21 protein-coding genes and 1 pseudogene are annotated in these 23,878 nt (G+C 65.3%); 8 read left to right on the top strand and 14 right to left on the bottom strand.

The window, feature by feature from the left end:
• Positions 1-3: 3 nt before the first annotated feature.
• Both MKAN_RS03320 and MKAN_RS03315 read right to left on the bottom strand, forming a co-directional pair.
• Complete coding sequence (locus tag MKAN_RS03320) at positions 4-636, bottom strand: MBL fold metallo-hydrolase (RefSeq protein WP_023365114.1); 633 nt, start codon at positions 634-636, stop codon at positions 4-6.
• A complete protein-coding gene (locus MKAN_RS03315) occupies positions 633-1,718 on the bottom strand; it encodes an S-(hydroxymethyl)mycothiol dehydrogenase (protein WP_023365112.1) in 1,086 nt (361 codons plus the stop codon). The genes MKAN_RS03320 and MKAN_RS03315 overlap by 4 nt, the downstream gene beginning before the upstream one ends.
• A 144-nt stretch (positions 1,719-1,862) precedes the next feature.
• On the opposite strand from MKAN_RS03315, the gene MKAN_RS03310 reads away from it, so the two are divergent.
• The 3 genes from MKAN_RS03310 (at position 1,863) to MKAN_RS03300 (ending at position 4,492) form a co-directional block, all read left to right on the top strand.
• Complete coding sequence (locus MKAN_RS03310; RefSeq protein WP_023365110.1) at positions 1,863-3,005, top strand: class I SAM-dependent methyltransferase; 1,143 nt, start codon at positions 1,863-1,865, stop codon at positions 3,003-3,005.
• 13 nt (positions 3,006-3,018) lie between these two features.
• Positions 3,019-3,837 carry a serine hydrolase domain-containing protein gene (locus MKAN_RS03305; protein ID WP_023365108.1) on the top strand — a complete coding sequence of 273 codons (819 nt, stop codon included), beginning with the start codon at positions 3,019-3,021 and terminating at the stop codon, positions 3,835-3,837.
• A 142-nt stretch (positions 3,838-3,979) separates the two neighbouring features.
• Positions 3,980-4,492, top strand: coding sequence for a DUF3145 domain-containing protein (locus MKAN_RS03300; protein WP_036393103.1), 513 nt, complete (start codon positions 3,980-3,982; stop codon positions 4,490-4,492).
• Between the two features lie 66 nt (positions 4,493-4,558).
• On the opposite strand, the gene MKAN_RS03295 is transcribed toward MKAN_RS03300, so the two are convergent.
• Both MKAN_RS03295 and MKAN_RS30255 read right to left on the bottom strand, forming a co-directional pair.
• Complete coding sequence (locus MKAN_RS03295) at positions 4,559-6,064, bottom strand: cellulase family glycosylhydrolase (RefSeq protein ID WP_160937507.1); 1,506 nt, start codon at positions 6,062-6,064, stop codon at positions 4,559-4,561.
• A 733-nt stretch (positions 6,065-6,797) separates the two neighbouring features.
• Positions 6,798-6,938, bottom strand: a pseudogene (locus MKAN_RS30255) (ISNCY family transposase); the annotation flags it as partial.
• A 646-nt stretch (positions 6,939-7,584) separates the two neighbouring features.
• Here MKAN_RS30255 and MKAN_RS03285 point away from each other — a divergent pair.
• Positions 7,585-7,929, top strand: a complete 345-nt coding sequence (locus MKAN_RS03285) for a hypothetical protein (protein ID WP_023365099.1) — start codon at positions 7,585-7,587, stop codon at positions 7,927-7,929.
• A 277-nt stretch (positions 7,930-8,206) separates the two neighbouring features.
• Here the strand turns inward: MKAN_RS03285 and MKAN_RS03280 are convergent, their stop codons facing one another.
• From MKAN_RS03280 to MKAN_RS03270, 3 genes are all read right to left on the bottom strand, one after another.
• Positions 8,207-8,734 carry an Rv2253 family sensor-like surface protein gene (locus MKAN_RS03280; protein ID WP_023365097.1) on the bottom strand — a complete coding sequence of 176 codons (528 nt, stop codon included), beginning with the start codon at positions 8,732-8,734 and terminating at the stop codon, positions 8,207-8,209.
• 62 nt (positions 8,735-8,796) lie between these two features.
• Complete coding sequence (locus tag MKAN_RS03275) at positions 8,797-9,747, bottom strand: diacylglycerol kinase (RefSeq protein WP_023365095.1); 951 nt, start codon at positions 9,745-9,747, stop codon at positions 8,797-8,799.
• Positions 9,744-11,324 (bottom strand): FAD-binding oxidoreductase, encoded by a 1,581-nt coding sequence (locus MKAN_RS03270; protein WP_023365093.1) that lies wholly within the window; start codon positions 11,322-11,324, stop codon positions 9,744-9,746. Before MKAN_RS03270 ends, MKAN_RS03275 begins: the two co-directional genes overlap by 4 nt.
• Positions 11,325-11,371: 47 nt before the next feature.
• Between MKAN_RS03270 and MKAN_RS03265 the strand changes: the two genes are divergently transcribed.
• From MKAN_RS03265 to MKAN_RS03250, 4 genes are all read left to right on the top strand, one after another.
• Positions 11,372-11,941 carry a TetR/AcrR family transcriptional regulator gene (locus tag MKAN_RS03265; RefSeq protein ID WP_023365091.1) on the top strand — a complete coding sequence of 190 codons (570 nt, stop codon included), beginning with the start codon at positions 11,372-11,374 and terminating at the stop codon, positions 11,939-11,941.
• A complete protein-coding gene (locus MKAN_RS03260; protein WP_023365089.1) occupies positions 11,941-13,488 on the top strand; it encodes a glycerol-3-phosphate dehydrogenase/oxidase in 1,548 nt (515 codons plus the stop codon). Before MKAN_RS03265 ends, MKAN_RS03260 begins: the two co-directional genes overlap by 1 nt.
• A gap of 37 nt (positions 13,489-13,525) precedes the next feature.
• Positions 13,526-14,167, top strand: coding sequence for a TetR/AcrR family transcriptional regulator (locus tag MKAN_RS03255; RefSeq protein ID WP_023365087.1), 642 nt, complete (start codon positions 13,526-13,528; stop codon positions 14,165-14,167).
• 100 nt (positions 14,168-14,267) lie between these two features.
• Positions 14,268-15,848 (top strand): FAD-dependent monooxygenase, encoded by a 1,581-nt coding sequence (locus MKAN_RS03250; RefSeq protein ID WP_023365085.1) that lies wholly within the window; start codon positions 14,268-14,270, stop codon positions 15,846-15,848.
• 97 nt (positions 15,849-15,945) lie between these two features.
• Here MKAN_RS03250 and MKAN_RS03245 read toward each other — a convergent pair whose 3' ends face one another.
• The 7 genes from MKAN_RS03245 to MKAN_RS03215 all read right to left on the bottom strand — a co-directional run bounded on the left by MKAN_RS03245 (position 15,946) and on the right by MKAN_RS03215 (position 23,875).
• On the bottom strand, positions 15,946-16,833 hold the full coding sequence (locus tag MKAN_RS03245; RefSeq protein WP_023365083.1) for a hypothetical protein: 888 nt from the start codon (positions 16,831-16,833) through the stop codon (positions 15,946-15,948).
• Between the two features lie 124 nt (positions 16,834-16,957).
• Positions 16,958-18,379 carry an acyl-CoA carboxylase subunit beta gene (locus MKAN_RS03240; protein ID WP_023365081.1) on the bottom strand — a complete coding sequence of 474 codons (1,422 nt, stop codon included), beginning with the start codon at positions 18,377-18,379 and terminating at the stop codon, positions 16,958-16,960.
• 36 nt (positions 18,380-18,415) lie between these two features.
• On the bottom strand, positions 18,416-19,675 hold the full coding sequence (gene kasB, locus MKAN_RS03235) for a 3-oxoacyl-ACP synthase KasB (protein ID WP_023365079.1): 1,260 nt from the start codon (positions 19,673-19,675) through the stop codon (positions 18,416-18,418).
• A 92-nt stretch (positions 19,676-19,767) separates the two neighbouring features.
• A complete protein-coding gene (gene kasA / locus MKAN_RS03230) occupies positions 19,768-21,033 on the bottom strand; it encodes a 3-oxoacyl-ACP synthase KasA (RefSeq protein ID WP_023365077.1) in 1,266 nt (421 codons plus the stop codon).
• Positions 21,030-21,377, bottom strand: a complete 348-nt coding sequence (gene acpM, locus MKAN_RS03225; RefSeq protein WP_023365075.1) for a meromycolate extension acyl carrier protein AcpM — start codon at positions 21,375-21,377, stop codon at positions 21,030-21,032. The genes kasA and acpM overlap by 4 nt, the downstream gene beginning before the upstream one ends.
• A gap of 76 nt (positions 21,378-21,453) precedes the next feature.
• Entirely contained in the window at positions 21,454-22,371 is a 918-nt protein-coding gene (locus MKAN_RS03220; RefSeq protein WP_023365073.1) for an ACP S-malonyltransferase, read from the bottom strand.
• A gap of 172 nt (positions 22,372-22,543) precedes the next feature.
• Positions 22,544-23,875 (bottom strand): PucR family transcriptional regulator, encoded by a 1,332-nt coding sequence (locus tag MKAN_RS03215; protein ID WP_023365071.1) that lies wholly within the window; start codon positions 23,873-23,875, stop codon positions 22,544-22,546.
• Positions 23,876-23,878: the final 3 nt, after the last annotated feature.

The following is a 23,878-nucleotide window of genomic DNA, read 5'->3' as shown; positions in this document are numbered from 1 at the left end:
CCTTCAGTGACCGCGGGCGACCCATTCCTCGTAGTGGACGATCTCATCGCCGACGGTGGTGCTGTCGCCGTGGCCGGTGTGCACGACGGTGTCGCCGGGCAACGTCCCGAGCCGTTCGGAGATCGACCGCAGAATCGTGGGGAAATCGGAGAACGAGCGTCCGGTTGCACCGGGTCCGCCGGAGAACAGGGTGTCGCCGCTGAACACGACGCCTGTCCCGGGGCCGAGGTCCGGGGCATACCAGCACACCGATCCCGGTGAATGGCCCGGGGTATGCAGCGCACGCAGTTCCAGCCCGGCTACCCGCAACGTATCTTCGTCAGCCACGAAACGAAAGTCTTTGCCCGGGTGCGTCATTCGCCATAACACGTCGTCGCCGGGGTGCAGTAGCACGGGGGCGTCCAGGGTCTCACCGAGCTGAGGGGCTACCGTCACGTGGTCGTTGTGGCCATGCGTACACACCACCGCTACCACGTTGCGGCCCCTGACCGCCTCGATGATCGGAGCGGCGTCATGGGCGGCGTCGAAAACCACGACTTCGGAGTCGTCGCCGACCAGCCAGATGTTGTTGTCGACTTCCCAACTGCCGCCGTCGAGTTCGAAAGTTCCATGGGTGATCACGCGCTCGATCGTCACAACATCACCACCGAGCGCAGTACCTTGCCGCCGTGCATCTTGTGGAACGCCTCCTCGACATCGTCGAGCCTGATGCGTTCGGAGACGAACTTGTCCAGCGGAAGCCGGCCCTGCTGATACAGGTCGATCAGGGTGGGGAAGTCGCGTTCGGGCAGGCAGTCGCCATACCACGAGGACTTCAACGCTCCACCGTGGGAGAAGAAATCCAGCAGCGGCATGTCCAGCCGCATTTCGGGCGTGGGCACACCCACCAACACCACGGTCCCGGCCAGGTCGCGGGCATAGAAGGCCTGCTTCCAGGTTTCGGGGCGTCCGACGGCGTCGATCACCACGTTGGCTCCGAAGCCGTCGGTGAGCTCCTGGATGGTTGCGACGACGTCGGATTCGCGCGCGTTGACGGTGTGGGTGGCACCGAATTCGCGTGCCCACGCCAGCTTGGTGTCGTCGGTGTCGACCGCGATGATCATCTTGGCTCCGACCAGCGCGGCACCGGCGATCGCGGCGTCGCCGACACCGCCGCAGCCGATCACGGCCACGCTGTCATCACGGGTCACTCCGCCCGTGTTGATCGCCGCACCGATGCCGGCCATGACTCCGCAACCCAGCAGACCGGCCGCCGCAGGGTCGGCTGCCGGATCGACCTTGGTGCATTGACCAAAGTGCACCAGCGTCTTGTCGGCGAACGCGCCGATGCCCAACGCGGGGGTGAGTTCGGTGCCGTCGGTCAGCGTCATCTTCTGTTCGGCGTTGAAGGTGTCGAAGCAGTAGTGCGGCCGGCCCCGTTTGCACGCGCGGCACTGACCGCACACGGCGCGCCAGTTCAGGATCACGAAGTCGCCCGGTTCGACCGTGGTTACCCCGGGACCGACCGCTTCGACCGTGCCCGCGGCCTCGTGGCCCAGCAGGAATGGGTATTCGTCGTTGATGCCGCCGTCGCGGTAGGTCAGATCGGTGTGGCAGACGCCGCAGGCGCTGAGGTCGACGACGACCTCCCCGGGCCCGGGCTCCGGGACGACGATGTCTACCAATTCGACGGGCTCACCCTTTTTTCGTGAAATCACGCCGCGCACTGTCTGACTCATGGGCTCCAACCTATAGCTCGGACGTTATGAGCCTCGCTAAGACCGCGCTCACCGCGTCGATTCTGCGGTGAGCGTGTCCATCTCGGCCTGCTCACGCTGAACGCAGACTCAGCGCCTCACCAGCCCGGTGTAGCGTCGCTGATCATGACGGCAACCGACACCGGCCCCGAAACCGGCCCCGAAACCGGCCCCGAAACCGGCCCCGAAACCAGTCCCGAAACCAGTCCCGAAACCAGTGAGGAATTCGGCAACCGGATCGTGGCGGCCATCGACAGCGCCGGTTTGGCGATCCTGCTCAGCGTCGGCCATCAGACCGGGCTGTTGGACAGGATGGCCGAGTTGCCGCCGTCGACCAGCGCCCAGATCGCCGAGGCGGCGGGCCTCAACGAGCGCTACGTCCGGGAATGGCTGGGTGGTGTGACCGCCGCGCAGGTCGTCGACTACGACCCCGAGAAGGCCACCTACGCGCTGCCGGCCCATCGGGCAGCAGCCCTGACGCGAGCCGCCGGACCCAACAACCTGGCTCGCGTCACGCAGTTCATCTCCCTGCTCGGCGAGGTTGAGCAAAAAGTCATCGACTGCTTCCGGGCCGGCGGCGGCGTGCCCTACAGCGACTACCCGCGCTTCCACACGCTGATGGCCGAGATGAGCGGTGAGGTGTTCGACGCCACCCTCGTCGACGTGGTCTTGCCCATGGTCGACGGCCTGCCGGAGCGTCTGCGCGCCGGTGCCGAGGTGGCCGATTTCGGTTGCGGCAGCGGGCATGCGGTCAACTTGATGGCGCAGGCGTTCCCGCGCAGCCGGTTCACCGGCATCGACTTCTCGGACGCCGCCGTCGCGGCGGGTGCGGCGGAAGCGGCTCGACTTGGCTTGAACAACGCCGCATTCGAGCGGCACGACCTGGCGCACCTCGACAAGGTCCCTGAAAAAACAGCCGCCTACGACGTGATCACCGCCTTCGACACCATCCACGACCAAGCCCAACCGGCGCGGGTGCTGGCGAACATCCATCGAGCGCTGCGACCCGGTGGTGTGCTGCTGATGGTTGACATCAAGGCGTCGAGCCGGCTCGAGGAAAACATCGGTGTTCCGCTGAGCACCTATCTGTACACCACGTCGATGATGCACTGCATGACGGTGTCGCTGGCGCTGGAAGGCGTGGGGCTGGGGACGGTGTGGGGCCGGCAGGTGGCCACCTCGATGCTCGCCGCCGCCGGCTTCGGTGACGTGCAAGTCCGCGAAATCGAGTCAGATCCGCTGAACAACTACTACATCGCCAGGAAGTGAAGCGCCCGACTCCATGGCCGCTCTGAACGCTCTTGACGACTGGCCGGTCCCCGCGGCTGCCGCCGCGATAGTCGGACCCGACGGTGTGCTGGCCGCCCATGGTGATACCGCGCAGGTTTTCCCGCTGGCGTCGGTGACCAAGCCACTGGTGGCGCGTGCCGCGCAGATCGCCGTCGAGGAAGGTGTCGTCGACCTCGACACCCCGGCCGGGCCCCCCGGCTCCACGATCCGTCACCTGCTTGCGCACGCATCCGGGTTGGCGATGCACTCGGCGAAACCGCTCGCTCGTCCCGGCGCCCGGCGGATGTATTCCAACTACGGCTTCACCGTGTTGGCCGAGGCGGTGCAGCGGGAATCCGGCATCGAGTTCGCCGGTTACCTGACCGAGGCGGTGTTCGAGCCATTGGGCATGGCCACCACCCGGCTCGATGGCGGCACGGCCGCGGCCGGGTTCGGCGCCACGTCCACGGTCGCGGACTTGGCGCTGTTCGCCGGCGATCTGCTGCGCCCGCAGACCGTCTCCGGGCAGATGCACGACGAGGCGATCACCGTGCAGTTCCCGGGCCTGGACGGGGTATTGCCCGGATACGGTGTCCAGCGCCCCAATGATTGGGGGCTGGGCTTTGAGATCAGGGATGCCAAGTCGCCGCACTGGACGGGTACGCGCAACTCGGCGCGAACATATGGCCATTTCGGTCAGGCGGGCGGGTTTATCTGGGCCGATCCGGAAGCGGACCTGGCGCTGGTGGTCCTCACGGACCGTGATTTCGGCGAGTGGGCCCGAGGGCCCTGGCCGGCGATTTCGGACTCGGTTTTGGCCGAGTACATCTAATCCGGACTGCACACTAGCGCAACAGTGGTCTCACAAGGCACAATAGACACGCAGACAACATAATTTCGTAGCAGGTAGCTCGCTCTGCTGGTTCGCCAGGTCGTTGGGGAAGACGTCCCTCGCGGAACCGAAGGAGCAAGAGATGCGTGCGTCGAATCAATTCGCCGACGTGACGACCGGCGTGGTGTACATCCACGCTTCGCCCGCGGCGGTATGCCCGCATGTCGAGTGGGCGTTGTCGTCGACCCTGCAGGCCAAGGCGAATCTGATCTGGACGCCGCAGCCGGCGATGCCCGGGCAATTGCGTGCGGTCACCAACTGGGTCGGGCCGGTGGGCACCGGCGCCCGGCTGGCCAATGCGTTGCGCTCGTGGTCGGTGCTGCGGTTCGAGGTCACCGAAGATCCCAGCCCGGGCGTCGATGGCCAGCGGTTCAGCCACACCCCGCAGTTGGGCTTGTGGAGCGGTGCCATGAGCGCCAACGGCGACATCATGGTGGGGGAGATGCGGCTGCGGACGTTGATGGCGCAGGGCGCTGACACCCTTGCCGCCGAGCTGGATTCGGTGCTGGGAACGGCGTGGGACGAGGCGCTCGAGGTCTACCGGGACGGCGGTGACGCGGGTGAGATCGCGTGGTTGAGCCGCGGGGTCGGTTAGCTGCTTCGACCCGAAAGAGTTGCACCGGCGTTGAGGGGTTGACCCCGGGATGCTTCACGACACCCGCTAGCCGTCAGCGCGCACGACAACCTCGACGGTGCTTGCGCCCGGGTCTGCTACGACGGTCAACAAGGCGGCGCCGGGTGCCGAAGTGACCTGTCCACCTTTGACACTCACCTGATAGCCGTTCGGATACTCGATGGGCGGCACTGAGATGACCGTCTGCTCGCCGGAGACGAAACTGCCGTGGTGGTCGGCTCGCTCAGTCGTGTAGGACAGTTGGAACTCGCCTCTGCGGAATGCCCAGAACTTTGGTGTGCCAGCAACCACCTGGGGGTATGGTTCGGCGAGCGCTGCGAGTTTGGCTGTGTTGACGTTATCGCCGGTCGGCGGGAGTGCCGGGTTGTAGACCAGAGCCTGCGCATTGGGTGCCGTGCTCGTCGGGTCGTTGCCGGTATACGCCCACTCCAACCAACCCATGTTCTGTAGGTCCGCTTGCTGTATCACCTCGGTGATGTTCTTCAGGTGATTGGTGGCGCCGAACTCCGTCATCAGTTGCGGGATCTGGAAGAACTTTGCGTAGATTGTCCCGTTGGTTTGCGTGATCGCGTCCAAGACCGGACACCCGACGTCTACATGCACCGTATTCTCGGTGGCGCAGTAGTCGTGAAACGCGAAGGCGGTGTGTGGGTCGATCACCTTGCCGAGGTCTGTGTGGATTCCGGCGGCGAATAGCTGATTCGGCTGGAAGAAGACCAACCTGGTTGGGTCGGCCGCCCGGATTATCGGAACGATCTTCTTGTAGAAGTTCGTCAACTTGTGGTCCTGGATCGGGCAGCCCAAGACCGGGTTCAAGCACCCTTCCCACACGAATCCCGGGAACGGCTCGTTAAACGCCTCGTAGCCGAATACTGCTGTGTTGGTGCGGAAGTACTCCGCGACATGCGCCCAGGCGCGTGCAAAGTGGTCCTCGACTCCGATCCCGTCCGGCGCTGGCGCGTCGCGCCAGAACGCGGCGTATGCATTTTCCAGCGCTGGGTTGAGGAAATAGTTGTTGGGAAAGCCGAATTGGGGGTTGGGCAGCCTGGTTTCCGGCACCGCCCACGCCGGCGCGCCCTCACCTTGGAAAATCTCGTTGTACATGTCCTGGTGCATATCAAGCAGGCTGACGATCCCATGCGCCGCCAGCGTCTGCACGGTCTGCGCGATCGAGGCGAGGTAAGTGTCGTCATAGGTGAGGGGTTGGGGTTCGACGGCGGTCCAGAAGACACCCAGCCGCATCGCGTTGAAACCGTTGGCGGCAAGGAAAGCCGCGTCGTCGTCGCCGAATCCGTCGGCGGATGGCTCGTACGGCGGGAATTTGTATACCTGATTAAGACCGTGCAGCACGACGACTCGCCCGCTGCCGTCGGTTATCCACGTGTTAGTGCCGCCCAGTGGCAGTATCGGCCCGGAGGGTATCATCGCGGCGGCTTGTTGGACAGTGCGCCACGATGCTTCTGTCTGCAGGACCAAAATGAGCAGACCGGCTACGACCAAACGGGTAACGCGGCGAAGGTCAATGTGAATCATGCCCTCCAGTGGCGTGAACCTCAGTTTGTGAAACCGTCTGGGAATCATTGGCCTGTGATCATCGCCGCTGTAGCACGAAGGTGTCACGGTTCGCGCTCGATGTGGTGCGCTCGCTTGCGCTCTTGCCGGCCGCGCACGATTTCGCGATGTGTCGCTTGATTTCGCTGATTTCTAAGGGCGATGCGTTCCGCGGGGACCTCGGCGAGTGTCGGCTCCGGTCGGAGCCGACAGGTGAGGATGGATCTTGCGGTCGCTGTCCAAATGCGTCGTTGTGTGAGTCCATGTATTCCGGGATCGAGGCGATCAGGTCGGGAATCGGAGAATGAAATGCCTACCAACGCAACGACTTATCGGTCGGCTTCGTTAGCCGGCGCTGGTTGCGCGATGACGAGGAGGTCGGCGCGAAATTCAAGCGGAAGCTTGGGGTACTTGACGAGCCAGCGGTTGGACGCCGGGTGCTTGTGGGTGAAGGTGGTTGCCCACGATCCAGTGGCTGTCCAGGCTGCGGGAAACGTTGACCGTATACAAGAATTCAGGCACGTGCCGTGACAATCGCGCCACGGCATTGGTGGCCGATTGCCACGCCGGGCCAAACAGGTTCGATGCAGCGAACAGGGTTGCCGTGTGATTGCGCTTGCAGTCATGGGTCCTCGTCTGCCCGTGCCCGGTTCGTCGTCGGTAGCGAGGCCTGCGCGCTGTCGATCGCTGTGATCCAAGCTGGTGTGCGCCCCGCGCTGATCGAATCACTGACCCCTCGACCCAGCGATTCGAAACCCAGTCGGTACCGAAATTGCCGAAACGGCAACCGCAGATGCGTTTCAGCCGGGTCGGACCGACGCTCGATCCGCGGATCGAAGAAACGCGCCAAGGGGCTCAGAACACCTGATCACCGACGCCCGCGGACAAGTCGGAGATCAAGACCGGGCGGCCCTGAAATTTCTGGCTGGGCAACGGGTTCGTAAATGGAAGAAGCGATGAAACTGTTATATACCGGCGTAAGCTCACAAAAACCCCGTCGGCACCGTACAGATATTTCTCGCCAAGCGCTAATCAAAAGCCATTATTAATCAATAACATAGGGTTATTGACCTTCATCGACTCCAGCCCGCGATGCTGGGATGGCGGGTTGCGCACACCTGTCCAACAATTTGACAACCTCCGTTGACTTGGACTCCTGCGCAGTGACGCTCGGCGCACGTATGCCATAGACGGCGCAAACAGTTGGGTGTAGCGGCAGGGCCGTTACCGATTTTTCGGATTCGGCCCGATGTGTCCCGTTCACCGATCCACCTCGAGTTGACACCGCCGGCCCTTCGTGCCGTAAACTGCCGCACGTATGTTGCGACTTTTCCGAACTAGCGAGTCAATGTCGAATCTTTATCAGAAACAACCGAACTTCAGATCCTTCGCGAGAGGGTCCGTTTACTTACGCTGCCCGGCCGAAGCTCATTCACAAGTTCGGATCTTGACCTGAAATCAGCCGTATGGCTTCAGCACGTTAAAGAAGGGTCAATACACAAATGAAGTCGAACCTTACTCGCCTTGGCGCCGCGACATTAGGCTGTGCTGCGGTGATTGTGTCTACTGCTGCGGTCGCCAGCGCTGATCCACCCGACCCGCACAAGCCGAACATGACGATGGGCTACTGCCCGGGCGGCCGTTGGGGTTTTGGCGAGTTAGCCGTGTGCGACGGCGAGAAGTATCCCGACGGGTCGTTCTGGCACCAGTGGATGCGAACCTATATGACCGGGCCGCAGTGGTACTACGACTGCGTCAGCGGCGACGAGCCTCTGCCGGGTCCGCCACCGCCTGGTGGTTGCGACGGAGCGATTCCGCCCGACCAGCCTGACGCGCCCGCCACCTGACCGCTGCCGGCGGTGATCGCGCCCCGACATGACGCCTATCGACCGCGTCGACAGAGGTGTCCGGGCCGGATCGGGTCGTCTGCGAAGTCGGCACCCGGCAGCAACATCCCGGGAGGCGATCACCGGCGCGGCGCGGTGTCCAGCCGGCGCAACGAACAACGCCAAGATCAGTGCCGTCGCCGCATGACGAGACCGCAAACGACACGTTCATGCACCAAACTGGGTACCCGTCAGCCTCGGCTGCTCGGTACCGGCGCGAGTTCTCTGGTCGGAGTAGCTAGATAACACTCTCCGGCTCGAAGGCCGGCTTGGCCGATACCGGCATGTCGACATTTCCCTTGCAAGCGCCGCTGGTGATGTCGGTGTGAAACACGCCGGTGAGGATTCCGTGCGGACCGGGGGTATATGCCGCTATGGATTTCGCCGGGTCGTACTCGATTGTCCCGTCGGGCAGCAGACAGTCCCACTTCCAGGTGGTCTCTCGCACCCATTGGGAACCGTTCCAGGTGTATTCAATTGGGCGCTGGATGAACTCATTTTTGGCCGGCGGCCCATCGGTCACCGTGGCGATACAGACGCCCGCCGCGCAGCTCGAGCTGAAGGAGTATTTCGCCCGGTGGGCGTATTCCGGTCCGCTGGCTGCGATGCTGGTTCCGGTCTTCGCGTTCGCCCCGAACGTCACGACGTATTGTCCGTTCCAGCTCGGCCCCTCGTCGGCTGCCGCCCGGGGAGCTTCCGACGTCACGACACAACACAACGACGCAGCAGCCAAGGTGACGAGCGCGGTCTGGCGAAGTCCGGACATCTTCCCTCCCTGATCGGGCCTGATCGGGTTTGGAAAAGATGTCGGGTTCCGTGACCGAGTCGTTACACCGCCGAGGGATTGGGGCGCAGCAGCTGTAGCGCGGCCGGAACCGCGGAGATCTCGGCGGGCAGCGGACACGCGAAGTCGCCGTCGGCGTACACGTTGATGCCGGGGCATTCGACGTCGACGGTCTTGGCCCGTGCGGTGGTCACCTCGTCCAGTTCGACGTGAGTGCCCTTCATGGCGGTGGGGAAGAAGCGGACCAACCTTGTCCGCGATCCCGACGCAACCATGGTGATGTCGAGCAGGCCGTCGGAAGGATTGGCGTTGGGGCAGATCAGCAGCCCGCCGCCGTAGCTGCGGGTATTGCCGAAGGCGGCAAGCGTGAGGTCCGTCTCGATTTCCCGGGCGCCGTCGAGGACCAATCGGAACGGCAACGTCCGCAGCTGCGACAGCTCGGCGAGCATCGCGATGTAGTAGCGCATGCGCCCATGCGGCCAACGCATCCGATTGGCTCGATCGGTCACCAGCGAGTCGAATCCGGTTGCCGCCACGGTGCCGAACCATTTGTCGACCCCCGCGCGGTCACGGATCCGGCCCAGGTCAATGGTTTCCGTCCAGCCGTCGACGACGATGTCCGCGGCGGCTTCGGGATCCTTGGTGGGAATCCCGAATTCGCGGGCGTGGTCATTGCCGGTGCCCGCCGGAATGATGCCCAGCGGAACATCGGTGCCCGCCAACACCTGCAGCGCATTGGAGATGACACCGTCGCCGCCGGTGACGACGACGGCGTCGGTGCCCTTCTCGAGTGCGGCCGAAACGAGATAACGCGCGTCTTGCGCGTCGTCACCGATGATTTCGACGACCTCCACACCGCGATGATGCAGCCGGGCGATCGCAATTTGTGCGGCCCGGACAGCGGCGCCGTGGCCTGAGACAGGATTGGTCAGCGCGGTCACCTTGCCGATCTCGCGCCGGCGCGGTTGCCGGGAGACAGGGTTCTCGGCAGTCACGGAATCAGCTTGCCGGGATTGAGAATTCCGGCCGGATCCAGAGTCGCTTTGATCGCTCGCAGCAATTGCACACCCAGATCGCCAACCTCCTCACGCATCCAGGGGCGGTGGTCGGCGCCAATCGAGTGGTGGTGGGTGATGGTGCCGCCGTTGGCCATGATCGCGTCCGACGCGGCTTTCTTGGCGGCCATCCACTGCTCGATCGGATTGCCTCGCTGCCCCGCGACGACAGTGAAGTACAGCGACGCCCCGGTCGGATACACGTGCGACACATGGCACATCACCAGCGCCGGGGTACCCGATTCCGCCAGTGACGTGGTCAGCGCCTCGGTGACTGCGGCTTTCAATCTCGGGATGTTGGACCAGTCGGTGGCGGTCTCCAGTGTCTCGCACAGCGCGCCGGCCGCCAGCAGCGAGTCGCGCAGGTAGGGCGCGGCGTACCGGCCTCGCTCCCAGGCCTGCGCCGGCCCCTCACCCAGAGACGTTCCGCCGTGGGCCGTCAGCAACGCGCGCGTCTCGGCGTGCCGGCTTTCGGCGTGTTCCTTGGTGCCCTCGAAAAGGGTGAGTCCCAAACAGCCGCCGGTGATTTGGCTTTCGCCGATCGATTCGGTGGTAGCGAGGTTCACGCCGGTCTCGGCCTCATCGGAGAGGCGGACGACGGTGGGTCCCGTTCCGGTTTGGGTGACCGCACGCAGCGCCGCGACGCCGGTGGTGAAGTCGGGGAACGACCAGGCTTCGTAGCGCGTGGTTTCCGGTATCCGGTGTACCCGCAGCCGCACCTTGGTAATGACGCCGAAAGCGCCCTCCGAGCCGATCGCAAGTTGGCGCAGGTCCGGACCTGCCGCCGATGCCGCTACCCGGCCCAGATCCAGCACACCCACCGGGGTGATCATGCGCAGCCCGAGAATCATGTCGTTGAACCGGCCATAGCCGGCGGAGCTCTGGCCGGAGGAACGGGTTGCCGCGAAACCACCGATGGTGGCGAATAGGAAGCTTTGCGGGAAGTGCCCGAGCGAGAAGCCGTGCTCACCGAGCAGGCGTTCGGCCTCGGGGCCGGTCGCGCCGGCGCCCAATTCCGCTATGCCCGATACCTCGTCGAGAAAGTGAAGTTCGTTGAAGCGCCGCAAATCCAGCGAGATCACCGCGCCGAACTCGCCGCGGTCGGGATCGAGCCCGCCGACAACGTTGGTGCCGCCACCGAAGGGGACGACGGCGATGCCGTGGTCGGAGCAATACCGCAGGATCGCGGCGACGGTGCCGTCATCGCCGGGCAACAACACCGCGTCGGGAGCATCCTGAGGGCCAGTGTCCTTGCGCCGCAACATGTCTGGGGTGGACTTGCCGCCCGCGTGCAGTAACCGGTCACGGTCGGCGGCGCGGAAGTATTCGGCGCCGACGATTTCGGCCAGCGCGTCCCGGTCGGCCTGCGACAAGGCGGACGGACGCAGGATAACCTGATCGGGATCCAGCTCGGCCTCATCCGAATCGCCAAGGCCAACAACCTGTTTCAGCAGAGCACGGATGCCGTCGGAGAGGGGCTTCGCGGCGGCGGGATCTCCCCACGCGTTCCATTTCATGGGCGGAAGGAGTTCCTCAAGATGTGTCATGCGTTACAGTATTACATATGCTGTCAACGAGTAATGCTCCCGAAAACATCGGGGCCCGCATACTTGCGGCGGCCGCGAGCTGTGTCCGCGATTACGGTGTTGACAAGGTGGCACTCGCCGAAATCGCACGACGCGCGGGCGTCAGCCGCCCGACCGTTTACCGGCGGTGGCCGGACACGAGGTCGATCATAGCGGCGTTGCTGACCAGCCACATCACCGACGTGCTCGACGAATTGCCCCTCGACGGAGACGACCGGGAAGCGGTGGTGCGGCAAGTCGTCGCGGTGGCCGATCGGCTACGGCGCGACGACTTGATCAAGGCGCTGATGCACTCGGACCTGGCCAGGGTTTACATCACCGAGCGCTTGGGCACCAGCCAGCAGTTCCTGATCGAAGGGCTCGCGGCGCGACTGAAAGTGGCGCAACGATCGGGCAGTGTCCGCGCCGGCGACCCCCGTCAACTCGCGACCATGGTGCTGCTGATCGCCCAGTCGACGATCCAGTCCGTCGACATCGTCAATCCGATCCTCGATTCCCAAGCACTGGCTGCCGAACTCACCTACTCACTGAACGGATACCTGGCCTGATGCCCAATTCGACCGCTCTGAACGGCGCGCGCCGCACTGCCGAAGTGACCGCTCTGGCCGACGGGGAAGCGCTGGATGTGCTCGTCATCGGTGGCGGCATCACCGGTGTCGGGATTGCGTTGGACGCCGCGTCCCGCGGCATGCGGGTGGCGCTGGTGGAAAAGCACGACCTGGCATTCGGCACCAGCCGCTGGAGCTCCAAGCTGGTGCATGGCGGGTTGCGCTACCTGGCGAGCGGCAACGTGGGCATTGCCCGGCGCAGCGCGATCGAACGCGGAATCCTGATGACCCGCAACGCCCCTCATCTCGTGCATGCGATGCCACAGCTGGTCCCGTTGCTGCCGTCGATGGGTCACGTCAAACGCGCCCTGGTGCGCACTGGGTTCCTGGCCGGCGATGCGTTACGAATGCTCGCCGGCACGCCATCCTCGACGTTGCCGCGATCGCGGACAATTACGGCGCAGCGCGTGGTCGAGATGGCACCCACCGTGCGGCGTGACGGCCTTGCCGGCGGCTTTTTGGCCTACGACGGGCAATTGATCGACGACGCCCGACTGGTGGTGGCGGTCGCGCGCACCGCGGCCCAGCACGGTGCCCGGATCCTGACTTATGTCGGCGCATCGAACGCGACCGGCACCTCGGCGCGGTTGACCGACCAGCGCTCCGGCCAATCCTTCGACGTGTCGGCCCGCGCCGTGATCAGCGCCGCCGGAGTGTGGGGCGGCCAGATCGACCCGTCGCTGAAGTTACGTCCCAGTCGCGGAACGCATCTCGTGTTCGACGCCGATGTTTTTGGGAATCCGACTGCGGCGCTGACCATTCCGATTCCCGGCGAGCTGAACCGCTTCGTGTTCGCCATGCCCGAGCAGCTGGGCCGGGTCTACCTCGGGTTGACCGACGAGGATGCTCCCGGCCCGATTCCGGATGTGCCAGAACCGTCTTCACAGGAAATCATGTTCCTGCTGGACACGGTCAACACCGCGTTGGCGACCAAGCTGGAGACTACCGATGTCATCGGCACCTACGCCGGGCTGCGGCCGCTGATCGACACCGGTGAGGGACGCACGGCTGACGTCTCACGCGACCACGCCGTCGTCGAATCCCCGTCGGGGGTGATCAGCGTGGTCGGCGGCAAGCTGACCGAATACCGTTACATGGCCGAGGATGTGCTGAACCGTGCGATCGGACTGCGGCACTTGCGCCCCGGCGACTGCCGGACCCGCAACCTGCCGTTGATCGGCGCGCCGACCAATCCCGGGCCTTGTGCGCAGGGACCGGCGGCCGGCTTGCCCGCGTCATTGGTGGCACGTTACGGCGCCGAGGCGGCCAATGTCATCACCACCGCCACCTGCGAGCGTCCCACCGAAGCGGTCGCCGACGGCATCGACGTGACCCGGGCCGAGTTCGAGTACGCGGTGACCCACGAGGGGGCACTGGATGTCGACGACATCCTGGATCGCCGGACCCGAATCGGCCTGGTGCCCCAAGACCGTGAGCGCGTTGTCGCCGTCGCCGAGGAGTTCCTCGCCGGGGCCACACCGGCGTAGCGGAACTGAGTCGTATCGGCAGAATGGTTTACATGCCATGGCAGTTGAGCGTGCGGGCAACGACCCGCTGAAGCGAGCGCCGCGGGTGCGGCGCAGTCCCGGGCGTCTCGATCGGTCGTTGGACGCGGTCATCCTCGAGGCGGCGCTGGCGGGTGTGGCCGAAAACGGCTACGACCAACTGAGCATGGACGACATCGCGTCCCGCGCCCGGGTCGGCAAGGCGGCGATATACCGGCGCTGGCCGTCGAAGGCCGAGGTGGTTGCCGATGCGATCGCCCATTGGCGGCGCGGAGTCGGGCCGGTCGACCCGCCGAATACCGGCAGTCTGCGCGGCGACATCGACGCTCTGGTTGCGGCGGTGCCGGATTTCGAGGCCGCCGACCAGGCAACTATCCGAATCATCGTCGGCGTGGCAACGGCCGCCATGCACCATCCCGTTCTGGCCGCCGCCTTGGACGACCTCGTCCTCTCCCGGCCACGCCAGCTGATCCGGGTGATGCTCGACCATGCCGTCGCCCGGGGCGAGGTCCCCGCGGGCCGGGACCTGACCCTCATACCCGATGTCGCGATGGGCCTCAACGTGCTGCGGGTGATGACGGGACGGCCAGTCGATCGAGTCTTCGTCCGGCGTGTTCTCGAAGACGTGGTCCTGCCGCTTGCCATCGCGCCGGGCCCGTAAGCCCTGCGCTTTCAGCGAAGCGATTGCGACGTCTCTGCCTCGGTGCCAAACTGATGCAGGACGGAACTAATTAGTTCCGCTATGGCGAAGGGAAGCGCAGATGACCGTCACGCATGTTCCGGTGCTCATCGTCGGCGCCGGCGTGGGCGGGCTCGCGGCGTCGGCGCTACTGGCCCAACACGGTGTTCGTTCGCTGCTCGTCGACAAGCGGCACGAGACATTCACCTATCCGAAGGCTCGCAACCTGAGCTTCCGCAGCCTGGAGATCCTGCGTGGTCTCGGTGTGGGCGATCAGATCCGTGCGGTAGCCGAGCACGTTTCGACCATGCTGGCAAAGCCGACGCTCAACAGCGCCGAGGAACATCCGGCGATCGACATGGACACGATCTTCGCCGGCTTGGACACGCTGAGCCCGGAACCTGTCGCGCAGTATTGCCCGCAGAGCAAGTCTGAGCCGATCCTGTTGGGCGCGGCCCGCGCCCGTGGCAGCGAGGTGCGCTACGGAACGGAGTTCGTCTCATTCGACATGGACGAGGCCGGTGTTACCGCTCTCATCGCGGACCGGACGTCGGGAGAGAGTCAGACGGTACGTGCTGACTATCTGATTGCCGCCGACGGCGTGCACAGCCCGGTCCGCACCGCGCTCTCGGTCACCACCTCTGGCTATGGGGCGCTGCCCATTTACGTCGTCTTCATCTATTTCCGGGCGCCGTGGCGCCATTTCGTCTCGCATCTCAACGACGGCGATGCAGTGCAGGTCGCCAACCCGGAAGCACCTGGAATATTCTTGGCGGTCGCCGACGACATCGGCATGTTCATCACCACCTACTTTCCCGCCAACGGCGAGACGGCACAACAGTTTACGCCACAGCGCTGCCGTGATCTGCTGGACATGGCCATCGGTGAACCTCTCGACGCGCAGATCATCGAAGTCGCGTCGTGGCAGCCTTACGAACAGGTGGCCGACCAGTTCTGTTGTGGTCGTGCACTTCTGGTCGGCGATTCCGCGCACACGATGCCGCCGTTCAAGGCCGGGGGAGCCAACAGCGCTATCCAAAGTGCGCACAACTTGGCCTGGAAGCTGGCCGCCGTCCTGCAGGGGACCGCCGGTCCGGGGCTGTTGGCCAGCTATCACGCCGAGCGTCACCCGGTCGGCCGATTCGCGGCCCGCCAGTCGCTCACCGGCCCGACCGTCACCCTGCTGGAGTTGGACGAGGACCGACCCCGGTTGCCCGCCGGCGAAGAGTGCTCGATGTTCCAGCTGCTGATCGGTTATCGGTATCAGTCGGCGGCGGTAGTGACGGACCAGCCGGCGGTGGACCCGGACGAGGTGCAGCTGGTGGGCGAATTATGTGGGCAACCGGGTACCCGGACACCGCATCTGTGGATTTCTCAAGGCGGACAGTGTATTTCGACGCTGGATCTGCTCGGCCCCGGATTCACTCTGCTCACCGGGGACGAGCGCTGGCGCGATGCTGTGGCTGCGGCGACGCGGGCCCTGGGTGTGCCGATCGCGACGCAGTGCCTGCGCGACGAGGCGTGGTTCGCGGTGACCGGACTCGCGCCGGACGGAGCGCTGTTGGTGCGCCCGGACGATTTTGTCGGCTGGCGGTGCAGGGAACTTCCGGCCGACCCCACTGGCGTTCTGCGTCAAGCCCTTCCGAGGATTCTGTGCCGCTGACGAGCAGACACACAATCGCATTCCGTGCGCCGTTGGCGTGCGATTCTGTGTCTGCTCGCCGGTGTCAGCCAGGTGTCAGCCAGGTGTCAGCCAGGTGTCAGCCAGCCATGCGCGTGCGGTTCAGGTGGCTTGCGATTCGCTGGGCCAGGCGGTAGGGCTCCTGCCTCACGTCGCTGACGACAATCGGGATGATCGTCCACCCGAGTTCCTGGATCTTGGCCCACCTTGATTTGTCCCGCAGCATCTCGCTGCGTCCTACATGCCACTCGACACTTTCGTACTCGGCTGCCAGACGCATTTCAGGCCATGCGAAGTCGACCCGCCACAGCTCGCCGTCGGGTCCGTAGATCGGATATTGCAGTTCCGGTACGGGCAACCCGTGGTCGTTGATGACGAGCCGAACTTCGCTCTCCATAGCCGATTCCGCACGCTGGTCGGCAAAGGGCAACAGGTCGCGCACCGCGACGATTCCCCGGCGCCCTCGCTGCTCGATAACGGCACTTTCAATCTCGCTGCGAGTGCACCGCGTTGATCGCAGCGCGGCGTCCAGAGTGGCCAGCGCTCGGGGACGGCGCAGCTGTCTTGCGACCTCGACGGCCGTCCACGCCGGGGCGGTTGCCAGGCGACCTGACACCCTTTGCAGCCGGGCGCCGGTGCGTTGGTGAACCATCAAACCAACAGTTGGCCGCATCCGTACGCCGGGGTCGAGCACATGGATGGCAGTGGTGTTCTCCGTGTCGAACCCGTACAACGCGGCCGCAGTGCCCAGGCAAGCCACAGCTCGTCGCCCCATGAAGACGTCAAGTGCGGCCAAGCGTCCCAGTAGATCTGGCGTTCGGGCTGAGTAGACCCCGTACCACACGCGGACGAGTCCACCGTTGTTGACTTGGACGTCGAGCTGTTGGCGCGTCATGACCGTCAGCAGTTGTGCGGTGGTGGCGAATCCGCCGGTCTTCTCCAGCAGCGCCAGCGCTCCAAGGTGCACCGTGAAAGCATGCGAGAAGCAGCTGGCCTGGGCCAGTCACGCTGGGGATAACTGCGGCGAGCAGACACAGAATCGCACTGCGCGCACCGCGCGCGTGCGATTCTGTGTCTGCTCGCGGCAAAACCTACAGCGGAATGTTCTTGTGGCGCCCGCGCCGTGCCGGCGCCTGGGCCAGCGCCTCGGTGAGCTTGCTGCGGGTGTGCGCCGGGTCGATTTTCTCGTCGACCACACCGATGTCGATGGCACTGTCCACACCGCCGGCAATCCGCTCGTGCTCGGCCGCCAGTTCGTCGTGCAGCGCTTCGCGTTCGTGCTCGGCCGCCGCGGCCAGCTTCTTCTTGTGCAGGATCCCGACGGCCGCCTTGGCGCCCATCACCGCGACTTCGGCGTCGGGCCAGGCGAACACCTTGGTGGCATTCAGCGAGCGGGAGTTCATCGCAATGTAGGCCCCGCCGTAGGTCTTTCGGGTGACCAGGGTGACCCGTGGCACGGTGCACTCACCGAATGCGTGCAGCAGCTTGGCGCCGCGACGCACCACGCCGCCCCACTCCTGGTCGACACCCGGCAGATAGCCGGGCACATCGACCACCACCACCAGCGGAATCCCGAACGCATCGCAGAGCCGCACGAAACGTGCTGCTTTCTCGGCACTTTCGGAGTTCAGGCAGCCGCCCAGCCGCAGCGGATTGTTGGCCAGCACACCGACGGTGCGCCCGGACAACCGACCCAACCCGACCACCATCGACGGCGCCCAATTGGCCTGGAACTCGTCGAACGGCGTTTCGCTGTCGAGGATTGCGGTAACGATCGGACGCACGTCATAGGCCCGCCGAGGAGATTCGGGCAGCAGCGCGTGGATATCGGTGTCGCCGGCCTCGGCCTTGCTCCGGTCGAAATGGCCTTGCTGGCAGAACAATCCGACCAGCCGGCGGCCTCGCTCGTAGGCGTCGAGCTCGTCGTCGGCGACGATGTGGCACACCCCGGACTTCTTGTGGTGGGTCTCCGGACCGCCGAGGGAGGCCATGTCCACGTCCTCACCGGTGACGCTGCGCACCACGTCCGGTCCGGTGACGAACACCCGGCTTTCCGGGGCCATCACGATGACGTCGGTCAACGCCGGACCGTAAGCGGCGCCGCCGGCGGCGAAACCGACGACCACCGAGATCTGCGGAATGTAGCCCGACGCACGGATCATGGCCTCGAACACCGTGCCGACCGCGTGCAGTGCCCGCACCCCTTCGGCCAACCGGGCGCCACCGGAGTGCCAGATGCCCACAATCGGGCTCTGCTCCTCGATGGCGGTGTCGTAGGCGTTGACGATGTGTGCGCAGCCTTCGGTGCCCATGGCGCCACCCATCACGGTGCCGTCAGTGCAGAACGCGATGGTGCGCATGCCGTTCACGGTGCCCGAAGCGGCCAGTACGCCAGAGCGGTCACGCTCGTGCAGCAGCTCCACGCTGCCGTCGTCGAAGAAGGTGCTCAGTCGCAGCAGCGGATCGCGGGGGTCGAGCGACTCGCCGACCGCCTCGGGGGCCATGATCGTCATCGCAGGTCTCCTGTTGTTTTCGGGGTGGCTCGGGATTTAGTACCGCCCGAAAGCGATTGCCACGTTATGGCCGCCGAATCCGAACGAGTTGTTGATCGCATACCGGTAATCACCGGGCCGCGGCTTACCCGCCACCACGTCCAAGTCGATCTCTGGATCGAGGTTTTCCAGGTTCAGTGTCGGGGGAACGACCTGGTCTCGCAACGCGAGCACGGTCAAGATCGATTCCACCGCACCGACCGCACCCACCGAGTGGCCGAGCGCGGCCTTGGGTGCGTACACCGCCGCGTTGCCGCCGTGCGGGCCGAGCGCGTTGTTGATGGCCTTGCCCTCGGCCACGTCGCCCACCGAGGTCCCGGTGGCGTGCGCGTTGACATGGCTGATGTCGGCCGGCGTCAGGCCCGCGAGCTGAATCGCCCGGCTCATCGCATGCCCGGCACGTTCCCCGTTGGGGTCCGGCGCCACCATGTGGAAGCCGTCGGAGGTGATGCTGGCTCCCATGATGCGGGCGAGGATGTTCGCACCGCGGGCCTTGGCGTGCTCCTCGGTCTCGATCACCATGAGCGCACCGGCTTCACCGAACACGAAGCCGCTGCGGTCCCGGTCGAACGGGCGGCAGGCGCCGACGGGATCGTCGTTCTTGGTGGACATCACGATGCGCATCTGGGCGAACGCCGCGATCGGCACCGCCTCGATCTTGGTCTCGACGCCACCGCAGATAGCCACGTCAGCCTCGCCGAAGACGATGTTGCGCCACGCCTGAGCGATGCCCTCGGAACCGGACGCACACGCCGACACCGGAGTGATAACACCCGCCTTGGCATGCCGTTCCAGGCCTACCGCCGCGGCGGCGCCGTTGGGCATGTACTTCTGCACACCAAGCGGTGAGACCGCCTTCATGCCACGAGCACGCATGTCGTCGTAGCTGAACACCATCTCTTCCGACGAGCCCAACCCGGTTCCGATGGAAACCATCAGCCGGTCGGGGTCGACTTCGGGCGAGCCCGCGTTCTCCCACACTCGCCGGCTCAAAATGGTGGACATCTTCTGCAGGTAGCCCATGCGCCGCAGCTCGACGCGCGTCAGTTGGCTGTCGAACTCCTCCAACAGATGCCCGCCGATCCGCACCGGCAGATCAAACTCCTCGACGAACGGGTCGTCGAGGACGCGGATCCCACTTTGGCTGTCGAGCAGCAACTTCCACGTGGTCTCCACGTCGGTGGCCAGTGCGGTTGTCATGGCGACGCCGGTGACCACTACGTTCGGGAGCGTTTTCCCGGTAACCAGCTCTGTCATGAGTGTTGCGAACGTTCCTTCCCTATCTGTTCGACTCCTCCCGCAAGCGGGGGGACCCCCACCCCGGGCCTCGCGGCCCGCGATGTCTTGCTTTAGTAGCGCCCGAAGGCGAGCGCCACATTATGACCACCGAAACCGAACGAGTTGTTGATGGCATAGCGGAATTCGCCATAGCGAGGTTCGCCCGCGACAACGTCGAGGTCGATTTCGGGATCGGGGGTCTCGTAGTTGAGTGTGGGCGGGATGACGCCGTCCCGCAGAGTCAACACGGTCAACACCGACTCCAGCGCCCCGACTGCGCCAATGGAGTGACCTAACGCCGATTTCGGAGCGTACACCGCGGCATGCTCACAACCGGCGACCCGGATGGCGTTGGCCTCGGCAGCGTCGCCGATCGGTGTCGCCGTGCCGTGCGCATTGACGTGGTCAATGTCCTTGGGGGACAAGCCCGCCAGCTCCAGCGACCGCGTCATCGCCCGGCCGGCACGCACACCGTCCGCCGCGGGTGCCACCATGTGGAAGGCGTCCGAGGTGATACCGGCACCCAACAACCGAGCCAACGGTTTGGCGCCGCGGGCTTTGGCGTGCTCCTCGGTCTCGAGCAGCATCAGCGCACCGGCCTCGCCGAACACGAAACCGTCACGGTCCTTGTCGAACGGGCGCGAGGCACGCTCGGGCTCGTCGTTGCGGGTCGACATGGCGCGCATCATCGAAAACGCCGCTATGGGCAGCGCCTCGATGGGACCCTCGACACCGCCGCAGACGGCGACGTCTGCATCGCCCATGACGATCTGACGCCACGCGTGGGCAATGGCCTCCGAGCCGGACGAACAGGCCGAGACCGGGGTCATCACCCCGGCGCGGGCGCCGAGCTGCAGACCCACGACCGCAGCGGCGCCGTTGGGCATGATCATCTGAACCGCGAGCGGGGACACCTTGCGGGGCCCGCCCTCGTTCATCAGGTCATAGCTCTCGACGATCCGCTCCGCCCCACCGAGGCCGGTGCCGACCACGACGGTGAACCGGTCCGGATCGACCTCGGGGCTGCCCGCGGACTCCCAGAGGTGTCCGCTGAGCAGCTTGGCCATCCGCTGGACATACGACATGCGCCGCATGTCCAGCCTGCCCATGTGGTTGTCCACCGGGTCCTTGAGGTGGCCACCGATCTTGACCGGTAGGTCCCACTTGGTGACGAACTCGTCTTCAAGGACGTGGATGCCGCTCTCGCCGGCCAACAGACCCTTCCACGTGCTCTCGATGTCCGGCGAGACCGACGTCGTCGCTGTGACGGCGGTTACCACGACGTCCTTGAAAGGAGCGCCGCGGTAACCGCCATTAGCAGTGGAAGGCTTGGTCACTTGCTCTCTGCTTCCAGCCTCGCCTTGACGTTGGCAACAGCCTCGGGGTTCTCCGACTCGAGCTTGGCCCGCAGCGCCTCGGCAGCCTCGGGGTTCTCTTCCTCGAGCTTCTGGATGTAGGCGACGACGTCACCGACGGTACGCAGACCGGCGAGGTCTTCGTCGGGGATCTTCACGCCGTACTTGTCCTCGGTCTGCACGGCGATCTCCACCATCGACAGCGAGTCGATGTCCAGGTCGTCGACGAACGACTTCTCCGGGGTGACCTCGGAGGGCTCGATGCCGGTGACCTCTTCGATGATCTCGGCGATACCGGCGATGATTTCTTCCTGACTGACGGCCACAGTTAGCTTCCCTTCGTAATATGTTGTGGGCAAATCGGTTTGACGTACTTTTGTTGGTTCTGGACGAATCCTGCGGTTACAGGTTTGCCAATTCGTCCAGATCTGCGGGTGACTTGACGGCGCGCGTCGGAACCCCCCGAAGTTCACGTTTGGCGATGCCGGTGAGCGTGCCCGCGGGCGGGAACTCCACGATCGCCGTGACTGGGCTCTCTGCGTGGTCACGCAGATAAGCGGTGCACAGGTCCCAGCGCACCGGCTGGGTGAGCTGGGAGACCAGGGCTTCCATCGCCGCGGCCGCTGAAGTGACGGGTTTTCCGTCCCGGTTCGACAACAGCGTGGTGGTGGGCTCGGCGGTCGCGATGCCGGCCGCCGCTGCGGCGTAGCCCTCTAGAGCCGGGGCCATGAATTGCGTGTGGAACGCTCCGGCGACGCCCAGCGCACGCACCCGGGCTCGGGCCGGCGGGTCCTCGGTCAGCTTTTCCAGGGCGGTCAGCCGGCCGGCGGCGACGATCTGGCCGGCGGCATTGCGGTTGGCCGGTACCAGGTCGAGCTGCTCGAGGCGAGTCAGCACCTCGGCCTCGTCGCCGCCGAGCACCGCCGACATACCGGTCGGCTCGGCGGCGCACGCCTTGGCCATCTCGGCGCCGCGGGTCGCGGCCAGGGCGACGGCGTCGTCGGCGGCCATCACCCCGGCGATCGCGTAGGCCGCGATCTCGCCGACGGAGTGGCCGGCCACGATCAACTCGCGACCCACCAGGAGACCCCTCTGTGTCAGCTCCTGGTAAGCCAGCAGAGTGGCCGCAACGATCAACGGCTGAGCGACCGCCGTGTCGGTGATCTCTTCGGTCGGCGCGGTGGTGCCCAGGCGGGCCAGGTCCAGGCCGCTGGCCTGCGACCACGTGGCGATCCGGTCCGCCGCGCCTGGCAATTCCAGCCACGGCGACAGCATTCCCTCGGTCTGGGAGCCCTGTCCGGGCGCAAGCAACGCAATCACGTGTCTAAGAGAACACTGTGGAAACGCTTTTGCGCGGTGTAACAGATTATGAACCTCGTCTTAGGTTTTTGTAGAGACCCTACAAAACAGCCGCGTAAGCTACATGTTTGAGATCGACCCGCGATCTGTGCCCTGAATCACTATCGTCCCGGTTCGGCCATCGGGCCCATCCTCAGGCCCCTTCGGCACCCCGCCTGAGCGGGAGCGGAACAGCTGCCATGGCATTGTTCGAGGCGCCGGAATGCGGTGCCGGATAGTTGAGCTGACCCACCGTCGCGGCCACCCGCAGGACATAGGCGTCGCGCGGTTGGGTCGGATCTCGCCCGGTGAAGTCGGTGATCCGCTTGAGCCGGTACCGGATGGTGTTTGGATGAACGAACAACTTCCTGGCACACGCCTCAATCGCGCCGCCACAATCCAGATACGCGTCCAGCGTCTCGATGAGCGTCGGGCCGGCGTCGGCCAGCGGCCGCATCACGTCGGTATGCAACGCCACGATCGCCGAGGCGTCACCCATCAGGGCACGTTCCGGCAGCAGTTCACGGGCCAGCACGGGGCGCGGCGCGCCGCGCCAGCCGGCGACCGCGTTCATCCCCGAAATCGCCTCGCTCGCACTGTGATAGGCCGCGGTGAGCATGGGAGCGGTCGGCCCGATCACCACCGGCCCGTCGGAGAACGCCTCCAGCAGGTCCTTGAGAAATTTGTCGGTGGGAGACAAGTGGCCGGACACGATGGCCACCAGCCAGGTGCCGTGCACGTCGGTGAGCGCTGCGCGGCCATGGCGGGCGGCGATGTCGCGGACGTCCTGGCTGGCTCGCTTGCTGCCGTCCTCGTTATTCGAGCCGTCGCGCCCCGGCGCCGGGGTGCCCACCACCACCGTTGCCGGCGCGGTGGTGTCCCAGTTCAGCGCCGCCGCCCGGGACAGCAGCTCCGGGCCGGTGTCGCCGCGTACCACCGCGTCGACCACGCTGGCCTCCATCCGGCTGTCCCAGGTGCCGCGCGCTTCGGCGGCGTCGGCGTAGGCCGACGCGGCGGTGAAGGCCAGGTCCCGGCTGTACTTCAAGATGCCCACGGTCAGCGCGGTCAACTGCTCCTCCGAGCGGGCCAGCAGCGGCACCACTTCTTCGAAGAACTCCATGGTGACCCGCACCATGTCGACGGTGTGACGCAACGCGATTCGTCGGGTCAGATCCTGGGGTACCAATTCGAACGCCTGTGCGGTATAGCTCACGTCGCTGTGCGGGTCCTGCATCCATTCGACGAAGTTGACCACGGCCGTCTGCACCACCAGTGCCACGCTGGCCCGCTGGGACGCCTCCAGGTCGGCGAAGAACGGCAACCGCTCCTGCATCACCGAGACCGCTTCGGTGGCCAGCCGGCCCGAATACTGCTTCAACCGTCGCAGCAGCGAATCGGGCACGGTGTCCAGCAGTTCGAGCGGTGATCTCGACGACGCGAGCTTCGCCAATGGCGAAAACTGGGGCGAAAACTGGTTGTCGTTCACGCC

Source organism: Mycobacterium kansasii ATCC 12478 (assembly GCF_000157895.3).
In the GTDB taxonomy this organism is placed as follows: Bacteria; Actinomycetota; Actinomycetes; order Mycobacteriales; family Mycobacteriaceae; genus Mycobacterium; species Mycobacterium kansasii.
Note: the sequence above shows the minus strand (reverse complement) of the source record. Positions and strands in the feature narration are given on the sequence as shown.

Excerpts from the sequence above, each read along its gene's own strand:
- MKAN_RS03315 (WP_023365112.1), bottom strand. The coding sequence starts at position 1,718 with ATGAGTCAGACAGTGCGCGGCGTGATTTCACGAAAAAAGGGTGAGCCC.
- MKAN_RS03310 (WP_023365110.1), top strand. The coding sequence starts at position 1,863 with ATGACGGCAACCGACACCGGCCCCGAAACCGGCCCCGAAACCGGCCCC.
- MKAN_RS03305 (WP_023365108.1), top strand. The coding sequence starts at position 3,019 with ATGGCCGCTCTGAACGCTCTTGACGACTGGCCGGTCCCCGCGGCTGCC.
- MKAN_RS03300 (WP_036393103.1), top strand. The coding sequence starts at position 3,980 with ATGCGTGCGTCGAATCAATTCGCCGACGTGACGACCGGCGTGGTGTAC.
- MKAN_RS03295 (WP_160937507.1), bottom strand. The coding sequence starts at position 6,064 with ATGATTCACATTGACCTTCGCCGCGTTACCCGTTTGGTCGTAGCCGGT.
- MKAN_RS03285 (WP_023365099.1), top strand. The coding sequence starts at position 7,585 with ATGAAGTCGAACCTTACTCGCCTTGGCGCCGCGACATTAGGCTGTGCT.
- MKAN_RS03280 (WP_023365097.1), bottom strand. The coding sequence starts at position 8,734 with ATGTCCGGACTTCGCCAGACCGCGCTCGTCACCTTGGCTGCTGCGTCG.
- MKAN_RS03270 (WP_023365093.1), bottom strand. The coding sequence starts at position 11,324 with ATGAAATGGAACGCGTGGGGAGATCCCGCCGCCGCGAAGCCCCTCTCC.
- MKAN_RS03265 (WP_023365091.1), top strand. The coding sequence starts at position 11,372 with ATGCTGTCAACGAGTAATGCTCCCGAAAACATCGGGGCCCGCATACTT.
- MKAN_RS03260 (WP_023365089.1), top strand. The coding sequence starts at position 11,941 with ATGCCCAATTCGACCGCTCTGAACGGCGCGCGCCGCACTGCCGAAGTG.
- MKAN_RS03255 (WP_023365087.1), top strand. The coding sequence starts at position 13,526 with ATGGCAGTTGAGCGTGCGGGCAACGACCCGCTGAAGCGAGCGCCGCGG.
- MKAN_RS03250 (WP_023365085.1), top strand. The coding sequence starts at position 14,268 with ATGACCGTCACGCATGTTCCGGTGCTCATCGTCGGCGCCGGCGTGGGC.
- MKAN_RS03240 (WP_023365081.1), bottom strand. The coding sequence starts at position 18,379 with ATGACGATCATGGCCCCCGAGGCGGTCGGCGAGTCGCTCGACCCCCGC.
- kasB (WP_023365079.1), bottom strand. The coding sequence starts at position 19,675 with ATGACAGAGCTGGTTACCGGGAAAACGCTCCCGAACGTAGTGGTCACC.